Genomic DNA, 7452 nt, shown 5'->3' with positions numbered 1-7452 from the left:
CCGCCGCTCGTCCGCTCTGGCTCGGCGGGCCGGGGCACTGTCTGCTCGCGCCCCCGGCCCAGTACATCGGCGGACTCCAGGTGCTGGTCCGCTCGCTCCTGGCCGGGACGACGCCCGCCGCGCTGCACGCCCCCGGTTTCCGGCCGGACGACTTCGCCGAAGCCGCCGCGCCGCTGCTGGCCCTCGACGGACCGCGCTACACCGCGCTCGTGCCGACCCAGCTCGGACGGCTGCTCGACGCGGGCGGCGCGGGGCTGGCGGCGGCCCGCGCCTTCGACGCGATCGTGATCGGGGCCGCGGCGACCACCGCCGGACTGCGCGAGCGCGCGGCCGAAGCGGGCGTGAAGATCGTCCCCGCGTACGGCATGAGCGAGACCGCCAGCGGTTGCGTCTACGAAGGCGTACCGCTGGACGGAGTACACGTCGAACTCGAAGACGAGCGGGTTCATATCACGGGTGACGTGCTCTCGCACGGCTACCGGCTGCGACCAGACCTGACCGCGGAGTCCTTCGAGGGCGGCCGCTTCCGCACTTCCGACCGTGGCCGGTGGACGGCCGACGGGCGGCTGGAGATCCTCGGCCGCGTCGACGACATGATCAACACCGGTGGGGTGAAGGTGGCCGCCGCGGCCGTCGAACGGATCTTGACCGCACAGCCCGGGATCCGGGACGCGTGCGTGGTCGGAGTACCCGACCCGGAGTGGGGCGAGGCCGTCGTCGCGCTCGTCGTCGGTGCTGGTTGCGACGTTGATTCCCTACGTGCCGCGTGCCGTGAAGAGGCCGGTGCGGCGGCCGCGCCGAAGCGGGTCGAGTTCGCCGAAGAACTCCCCTTGCGGGGTCCTGGAAAGGTCGATCGGACGGCCGTCAGGAATCTCCTACGAAGGTCGTGAATTCCCCACCGATTACTGGGACATTGTTGACACGATCATTACCCGCGGGTTTACGTCTAGGTATGACGCGCTGGACACGCACAGTATTGGCCTGCACCGCCGTCACGATGGGCTTGGTCGCTTTGGCCGGGCCCGCGCTGGCGGACGAACCGGAAACCGCCGTTCCGAACAGCGGCACACTCACCTGGACCCTGGAAGACACGATCAACGATCTGAAGTAGCTCGCTACGTCGCCTGCTCGCGGTGGCTCGGCACCGCGAGCGGGTGACGAGCCCCGCATACCGGCCGGTAGTCGCCAGGGCCAGAATGGCGGCATGGCGACTGCTGGTGAATGGATCGAAGGGGCGCGCCCGCGGACGCTGCCCAACGCGGTGGCGCCGGTGGTCGCCGGGGTCGGTGCCGCGCTCGCGCTCGACGGCTTCTCGTGGTCCCGATCGGTTCTCGCGCTGCTCGTCTCGCTGGCCCTGATCGTCGGCGTCAACTACGCCAACGACTACTCCGACGGCATCCGCGGCACCGACGAAAACCGTGTCGGCCCGCTGCGACTGGTCGGCTCCGGGGTCGCGAAGCCGAAGGCGGTCCTGGCGGCCGCTCTGGCGTCGCTCGGGCTGGCCGGAGTGCTCGGGCTCGTGCTCGTCGCGATCAGCGGCCTGTGGTGGCTGCTGGCGATGGGCGCGGTCTGCATCCTCGGCGCCTGGTTCTACACCGGCGGCAAAAAGCCTTACGGCTACTACGGTTTCGGCGAGATCGCGGTCTTCGTCTTCTTCGGGCTGGCCGGCGTACTGGGCACTGTGTACGTCCAAGCCGGACAGCTCAGCTGGACCGCGCTCGGCTGCGCGGTCGCCGTCGGCTCGTTCTCGACCGGCGTGCTGACCGCCAACAACCTCCGCGACATCCCGACCGACGTCGAATCCGGCAAGCGCACGCTCGCCACCCGGCTCGGCGACAAGGGCACGCGGCGGCTCTACCTGGTGCTGATCGCGGTGCCGTACGTCGTGAGCGTGCTGCTCGCCTTCGTGACGCCGTGGGCGCTGCTGGGCCTGCTGACCGCGCCTCTTCTGCTGAAGTCGGTCAAGGCCGTCGGCGGCGGCTCGCAGGGGCGGGCGCTGATCCCCGCGCTGCGGGACACCGGGTTCGCCATGCTGGGCTGGGCCGTCCTGACCGCGGTCGCTCTCGCGCTCTAGAGCCGGGCTGAAGGGGCCCTTCACCGCATGCGACGCGGTGAAGGGCCCCTTCGCTGCGTCTGACGCGGTGAAGGGCCCCTTCAGCCCACATCGGGTCGGCGCGCGAGGAGGCGTGAATGGTCCATTCATTCCTTGAGTTTCCCGCTTCGACCCACTACCTGTGCCTGCCGCGGGAGAGCCCGACCACAACTGGTGGCACCGGCGATAGCAAAGGTCCCCCGCTCCTTTGGTGATCCCGCGATCTTGGGGTAAGCCCTGCTCGACGCCAGAACCAGGACGCCGACTGTGTGGATTTCGGTGCGTTGGACGAGCAGAAATCCACACAGTCCCGCACCGGACAGCCGGCCCGCGGATCTCAAGCCTCCGGAGCGAGCTTTCCGCTCACCAGGAACTCCCGGTACTTCTCCAGGTAGGGCTCGATGTCGATGTTCTTCTGCGCCAGCCACGCGTCGTCGTAGTACGTGTTCGCGTACCGCTCGCCGCCGTCGCACAGCAGCGTGACGACGCTGCCCGCCTGGCCTTCCGAGACCATCCGCGAGATCAGCGTGAACGCGCCGAAGAGGTTCGTGCCGGTCGAGCCGCCCGCCCAGTGCCCGGTCCGCTCGCGCAGCACGCGGATCGCCGCGAGCGAAGCGGCGTCCGGCACTTGCAGCATCTCGTCGATCACGCCCGGCACGAACGACGGCTCGACGCGCGGCCGCCCGATTCCCTCGATCCGCGAAGGCATGCCGGTCGCGTAGTCGAGCGCGCCGGTCTCCCAGGCGCCGTAGAACGACGAGTTCTCCGGGTCGACGACGGCGATCTTCGTGGTGTGCCGCTTGTAGCGCACGTAGCGGCCGAAGGTCGCGCTCGTGCCGCCGGTTCCGGCGCCGACCACGATCCACGTCGGCACGGGGTGTCGCTCGGACTGCATCTGCGCGTACACCGATTCGGCGATGTTGTTGTTCCCGCGCCAGTCCGTCGCGCGCTCGGCGTAGGTGAACTGGTCGAGGTAGTGGCCGTTGCACTCCGAAGCGAGCCGCTCGGCCTCCGGGTACATGTCCGGCGCGCGGTCGACGTAGTGGCATTCGCCGCCGTAGAACTCGATGAGCGCGATCTTCTCCGGCGAGGTGCTGCGCGGCACCACGGTGATGAACCGCAGGCCGAGCATCCGCGCGAAGTACGCCTCCGAAACCGCCGTCGAGCCGCTGGACGCCTCCACGAGCACGGTGTCCTGCCCGATCTGACCGTTCACCAGGCCGTACAGGAACAGCGAACGCGCGAGCCGGTGCTTGAGCGAGCCGGTCGGGTGGACGGACTCGTCCTTCAGGTACAGGTCGATGCCCCAGTCGGCGGGCAGCGGGAAGACGTGGAGGTGCGTGTCGGCGCTGCGGTTCGCGTCGGCCTCGATGATGCGGACGGCTTCGCGGACCCAGCTGCGGCTGTGGAGCCGGCTCACGCCGTCCCGTCCGCTCGGTCGCCACGCAGCTGGGAGCGCAGTTCGGCACGGGCGCGAGCGCGCTTTTCGTTGCGGCGGGCGAGCCCGGCGGTCACGCGCGCGTTCAGCGAGCGGAACAGCAGCATGCCCAGCGGCAGCCCGACGAGCAGCCCGACGAGCAGCGCCACCAGCAGCGGGACGTTGGCCAGCAGCAACCCGCCGCCGATGACCCCGACCAGGGCGAACCTGGCCAGCAAGTACAACGTCAGGTCTCGGGGCAGGTGATTGTCGCTCACATCAACGCAGGCTACGCGTTGCCGTTCCGCTCGTCCTCCAGGCCCGCGTTGTTGGGCCGCCCTTCGAAACGGGTGGAGAGCACGACGGTGGTGTTCGTCCGGCCGACGCCGGGGATCCGCCGCAGCCGGTTGAGCGACCGCTCCAGATCGTCGACGGTCGCCACGCGCACCTTGACCACGAAGGCCTCGTCACCCGCGACGGCGTAGCAGCTTTCGACCTCGTCCAGCGCCGCGAGCGCGGCCGCCACGTCCTCGTCGGTCGCGGTGTCGGTGGGATGGATGCCGACGAGCGCCGTCACCCCGAGTCCGACGGTGCTGGGATCGACCATGGCGTGGTAGCCGGTGATCACGCCGGCGGCCTCGAGTTTGCCGACCCGTTCGTGCACTGACGACGCCGAGAGCCCGACAGACCGGCCGAGGTCGGCGTAGGTAGCCCGCCCGTTCTCCCGCAATGCCGCGATGATCTTCCGATCCACCTGGTCCACCGCTACACCTTAGGGGCCGGGGCCCGATTCGGGAGATCAGGGCGCGTTTTCGTACATCTGTGACAAGTCCTCGGGGCTCGGAGACCCATGTCGCGGTTGTCGGTTTTGACCTTTAAGGGCTCTTTACTGTTGGACAACCGTTCGAGTACCTGACGGGTGAGATGCAACGATTGCCGTGTTGGCTACCCGGCACGACGGGCACTGTGCCCGCCTCCGGTTTAGCAGTGAAGCCGTGAAGGAGGCGGAAAATGACCGCGACCATGGGCGGAAGGTTGCTCACCCCCGGTGAAGTGGCGGCCCTGTTCCGGGTTGACCCCAAGACCGTGACCCGATGGGCGACCGCGGGCCGGATCGGCTCGATCCGCACTCCCGGCGGGCACCGCCGGTTCCGTGAGGCCGAAGTGAACGAGCTCCTCGCCGAGCTCACCACCGACGCCAGCGAACCCGCTCGCAAGGTCTGAACAGGCATTTCTCCCAAACGGGACTCCGGTGACGAAGGGCTCAAGACGGCCCTTCGTCACATTGGGGTATCCGTGGGTCCCCCCGCGCGCGGCAAAGAGGCTAGCCTCGTGGGACTGAGCAACGTCCTCCACGCGGAAAGGGACCGAGCATGATCTATCTGCTCGCGGCCATCGGAGCGCTCACCGTCGCCGTGGTCTTGTGGCGCGCGTTCGGGATCGAGCGCGTCGGCGTGCCCTCGTCGCGGCCGACGCTGGCCCCGGACGACGACCCCGACTTCCTGCGCAAGCTCGGCGAGCAACAGCGCAAGGGTAAAGACGAAGACAAAGAGTAAAAACTAGGGCTGGATCGGCTGGTACTGCTGGCCACCGAAGCCGTCGGCGACGGTGGCGGCCAGTTCGAGCAACGCCAGTCGGGTGTCGGCATCGAGGCGGTCCAGTTCGATCTCGGCGCCCTCTTCCAGGTGCGGGTCGAACGGGATGCGGCAGACCGAGCGGACCCGCGCGCCGAAGTGCGCGGAGAGCTTGTCGAGGTCGACGGAGCCGCCCTTCGGCCGCACCGAGTTGATCACCGCGACGGACCGTTTGACCAGGTCGCCGTAGCCGTGCGCCTCCAGCCAGTCGAGGGTGGCCGAAGCACTGCGCGCGCCGTCGACGGAGCCCGACGAGACCACCACCAGCGCGTCCGCGACGTCCAGGACGCCCTTCATCGCCGAGTGCATCAAACCGGTCCCGCAGTCGGTGAGCACGATGTTGTAGAAGTGCTCCAGCAGGTTGACCGTGCGCCGGTAGTCGTCCTCGGAGAACGCCTCCGAAACCGCCGGATCCTGCTCGCTGGCGAGGATCTCCAGCCTGCTCCCGCCCTGCGACGTGTACGAACGGACGTCGCTGTACCTGGTGATCTTGTCCGCGTCACGCAGCAGGTGGCGGACGGTCGCGGTGGTCTCGATCGGGATCTTCTGCGACAGCGTCCCCCGGTCCGGGTTGGCGTCGACGGCGACGACCCGGTCACCGCGCAGCGACGCGAACGTCGAGCCCAGCGTGGTCGTCGTGGTGGTCTTGCCGACGCCGCCCTTGAGGCTCAGCATCGCGATCTTGTAGCACCCGCGCAGCGGCTGGTTGATCTGCGCGATCAGCTCGCGCTTGCGGGTGTCGGCCGGGCTCTCCCCTGGGTTGATGAGCTTGCCCGTGCCCACGTAAAGCGCCTTGCGCCAGCCCGACTGCGGCTTGCGCTTCTGCGGTTTGACCAGGCTCGCGGTGGCGAGCTCGTCCGGCAGCGCGTGCCTGCCCTGCGGCTGCGGGAGCCCCGGGACCGGCTGCTGCTGAGGCGCGTATTGCTGCTGCTGAGGCGGGTACTGGGCGGCAGGCTGCTGGACCTGCTGCGGCTGCAACGGCGGCAGATTCTGGTCGTAGGGCTGCTGGTACTGCCCGTGCGACGGCTGCGGCAGCGGCGGTTGCTGAGCGGGCTGCTGCTGCGCGTACTGCCCCTGCTGCTGCGGATACTGGGGCTGGACGACCTGGGTCGGCTCGGCCTCGAATGCGCTCGCGGGCGGATGCGGCGCCGAGTCCGTCCGGTCCTCGGAGAACAACTCCGAGGGCTGGACGCTCTCGGTGGGTTCGGGGTGGCCAGGAGCCGATTCTTCGCTGGGTCCGGTCACCGCTGAATTCCTCCTCCGCGCACGTCTTCCCCCGTTACCTCAGTATTGACGGTAGTCGGCTCGCGTGCAGCGGCGACGGTCAGCCCCCGGCGTAGGAGTGCAGACCGGAAGTCACCAGGTTCACGAAGAACAGGTTGAACACCGTCGCGGAGAAACCGACGACGTTGATGATCGCCGCCCGCTTGCCCCGCCAGCCCGCGGTGGCGCGGGAGTGCAGGTACGCCGCGTAGATGACCCACGCGACGAACGCGACGGTCTCCTTCGGGTCCCATCCCCAGAACCGGCCCCAGGCCGCTTCGGCCCAGACGGCGCCGCACAGCACGCCGAAGGTGAAGACGGGGAACGCGAAGATGGTCGTGCGGTAGGCGATGCGGTCGAGCACGTCCGCGGTCGGCAGCTTTGGGCCGAACTTGGGGAACTTGGCCGGGTTGTCGTCGTGGGCGGAGCGGAAGAGGTAAAGGACGCTCGCGACGCCGGGGACCAGGAAGACGCCCGAGCCGATGATGGCGGCGGAGACGTGGATGATCAGCCAGTACGACTGGAGCGCGGGCTGCACCGGCGCGGCCGTCGTGTACAGCATCGTGCCGTTGATGAACATCAGGATCACGACCGGCGTGAGCAGGAAGCCGGTGAGGTGGCGGACCGGGAACTTCCGCAGGATGACGATCCAGGTCAGGACCGCGATGAAGGTCGTGGCCATGCCGTACTCGTACATGTTGCCCCACGGCGCGCGGTGCACGGCGAACCCGCGCAGCACGATCGCGGCAAGGTGCAGCAGCGCGGCGAGCACCAGCAGCGCGGCGCCCATGCGGCCGATGCGCTCGGGGCGGCCGATCTCGCGCGGCGGCTCGACCGATGTCCCCGTCGTCAGCCCGGTCACCGGCGGACCGCCGGCGCCGACCAGTTCGCGGGCCTTCTGCTTGGAGCGCTCCGCCGCCAGGCGGCCCTTCGCCCCGAAGCCCTGCTCGATGAGCGCGAACATCAGCGCGAGGACGTAGATCGCCGCCGCGGTGGTGTAGGAGTAGTCGCTGTACTGGGACAGCGTCTCGTTGATCGGCATGACC

Annotated in this window: 10 protein-coding genes; 5 read left to right on the top strand and 5 right to left on the bottom strand. The window is 69.0% G+C overall.

Going from position 1 to position 7452, the window contains the following annotated elements; translation table 11 throughout:
* The 3 genes from CFP71_RS40120 to CFP71_RS40115 form a co-directional block, all read left to right on the top strand.
* Nucleotides 1-890: AMP-binding enzyme (locus CFP71_RS40120; protein ID WP_093939113.1), on the top strand; the 890-nt coding region annotated here is incomplete at its 5' end.
* Between the two features lie 62 nt (nt 891-952).
* On the top strand, nt 953-1111 hold the full coding sequence (locus tag CFP71_RS44465) for a hypothetical protein (protein WP_167333169.1): 159 nt from the start codon (nt 953-955) through the stop codon (nt 1109-1111).
* A gap of 93 nt (nt 1112-1204) precedes the next feature.
* Complete coding sequence (locus tag CFP71_RS40115; protein ID WP_093939112.1) at nt 1205-2074, top strand: 1,4-dihydroxy-2-naphthoate polyprenyltransferase; 870 nt, start codon at nt 1205-1207, stop codon at nt 2072-2074.
* 355 nt (nt 2075-2429) lie between these two features.
* Here CFP71_RS40115 and cds1 read toward each other — a convergent pair whose 3' ends face one another.
* Genes cds1 through CFP71_RS40100 form a run of 3 tightly spaced genes read right to left on the bottom strand, consistent with a single transcriptional unit; the run spans nt 2430 to nt 4272 of the window.
* Complete coding sequence (gene cds1, locus CFP71_RS40110; protein ID WP_093939111.1) at nt 2430-3512, bottom strand: L-cysteine desulfhydrase Cds1; 1083 nt, start codon at nt 3510-3512, stop codon at nt 2430-2432.
* Nucleotides 3509-3787 carry a DUF4229 domain-containing protein gene (locus CFP71_RS40105; RefSeq protein WP_093939110.1) on the bottom strand — a complete coding sequence of 93 codons (279 nt, stop codon included), beginning with the start codon at nt 3785-3787 and terminating at the stop codon, nt 3509-3511. Before CFP71_RS40105 ends, cds1 begins: the two co-directional genes overlap by 4 nt.
* An 11-nt stretch (nt 3788-3798) precedes the next feature.
* Entirely contained in the window at nt 3799-4272 is a 474-nt protein-coding gene (locus CFP71_RS40100) for an Lrp/AsnC family transcriptional regulator (RefSeq protein WP_167406446.1), read from the bottom strand.
* A 248-nt stretch (nt 4273-4520) separates the two neighbouring features.
* Between CFP71_RS40100 and CFP71_RS40095 the strand changes: the two genes are divergently transcribed.
* Both CFP71_RS40095 and CFP71_RS40090 read left to right on the top strand, forming a co-directional pair.
* Nucleotides 4521-4733 (top strand): BldC family transcriptional regulator, encoded by a 213-nt coding sequence (locus tag CFP71_RS40095; RefSeq protein ID WP_005151795.1) that lies wholly within the window; start codon nt 4521-4523, stop codon nt 4731-4733.
* A gap of 149 nt (nt 4734-4882) precedes the next feature.
* Entirely contained in the window at nt 4883-5065 is a 183-nt protein-coding gene (locus CFP71_RS40090) for a hypothetical protein (protein ID WP_005151794.1), read from the top strand.
* A gap of 3 nt (nt 5066-5068) precedes the next feature.
* Here the strand turns inward: CFP71_RS40090 and CFP71_RS40085 are convergent, their stop codons facing one another.
* Both CFP71_RS40085 and ccsB read right to left on the bottom strand, forming a co-directional pair.
* The gene (locus CFP71_RS40085) at nt 5069-6388 is read right to left on the bottom strand and encodes a MinD/ParA family ATP-binding protein (protein WP_093939109.1); all 1320 of its coding nucleotides are present in this window, start codon (nt 6386-6388) and stop codon (nt 5069-5071) included.
* A 79-nt stretch (nt 6389-6467) separates the two neighbouring features.
* A complete protein-coding gene (gene ccsB / locus CFP71_RS40080; RefSeq protein WP_093939108.1) occupies nt 6468-7448 on the bottom strand; it encodes a c-type cytochrome biogenesis protein CcsB in 981 nt (326 codons plus the stop codon).
* Nucleotides 7449-7452: the final 4 nt, after the last annotated feature.

It is taken from the genome of Amycolatopsis thailandensis, assembly GCF_002234405.1.
Classification (GTDB): Bacteria; Actinomycetota; Actinomycetes; order Mycobacteriales; family Pseudonocardiaceae; genus Amycolatopsis; species Amycolatopsis thailandensis.
Note: the sequence above shows the minus strand (reverse complement) of the source record. Positions and strands in the feature narration are given on the sequence as shown.

Coding starts and splice junctions, on each gene's coding strand:
- CFP71_RS40095 (WP_005151795.1), top strand. CDS start 4,521: ATGACCGCGACCATGGGCGGAAGGTTGCTCACCCCCGGTGAAGTGGCG.
- CFP71_RS40115 (WP_093939112.1), top strand. CDS start 1,205: ATGGCGACTGCTGGTGAATGGATCGAAGGGGCGCGCCCGCGGACGCTG.
- ccsB (WP_093939108.1), bottom strand. CDS start 7,448: ATGCCGATCAACGAGACGCTGTCCCAGTACAGCGACTACTCCTACACC.
- CFP71_RS44465 (WP_167333169.1), top strand. CDS start 953: ATGACGCGCTGGACACGCACAGTATTGGCCTGCACCGCCGTCACGATG.
- CFP71_RS40090 (WP_005151794.1), top strand. CDS start 4,883: ATGATCTATCTGCTCGCGGCCATCGGAGCGCTCACCGTCGCCGTGGTC.